At 41.7% G+C, this 659-nt stretch carries 1 protein-coding gene; it reads right to left on the reverse strand.

Annotation, left to right across the window (positions count from 1 at the left end; genetic code table 11):
• Positions 1 to 659 (reverse strand): DUF819 family protein (locus HMPREF3023_RS03605; RefSeq protein WP_144019624.1); only part of this gene is annotated, 659 nt, incomplete at both ends.

A 659-nucleotide genomic window follows, 5' to 3' on the forward strand; every position in this document is an offset into this window, starting at 1 on the left:
GCAAGGGATGCTGTTGATACCATGCAAAGGTCCCAGTGGAAAATTTTTGATAGTAGGAACATCAATACTACGTGGATTACTAAGATAAATAGTCCATATACTACCCACATTGGTGCAGAGATTAGGTCTACTACTGATGCTGTTGATGCTAGTAGGGACACTACAGCGTATAGGTAGACGTTGGATAATTCTTCTACTGCTGGAAGTTTACCAATTTTTGTCAATGCACAAATTAGTCCTAGTACTGTTACGAATAGGGTTGTTATTGTTCCCTTATCAAATACTGCTAAGCCTGCATTTGTTAGTGTATCTGATAGTTTTGCTCCGACAAATTGTGATAGGGCTGAAACTATTAGCGATAAACCAATTAAGAAAATCCAATCTGCTGAGTCTGCAGTTTTTTTGCCTTTTGCAACTTCTGCTGCTGCAGCATCTGCTACTGCTTGTAGTTTTGTTGTGTCTGCTTTTGTTATCTTGTTCCACTTTGGTGCATATCTTACTGCTAAAAGTAGTAGGGCAATCCATAGTGAGTAACAAACTGTGTCTAGTGCAAGGGCACATGAGTAGGCTCCTGCGTCTACTGGAAGGGCTGCTTGCATTGCTGCCATGTTAGCTGATCCTCCAACCCATGATGCGAATAAGGCTGCTACTGCTGCCCA

The sequence above is a fragment of the Peptoniphilus sp. HMSC075B08 genome (assembly GCF_001815405.1).
Classification (GTDB): domain Bacteria; phylum Bacillota; class Clostridia; order Tissierellales; family Peptoniphilaceae; genus Peptoniphilus_A; species Peptoniphilus_A harei.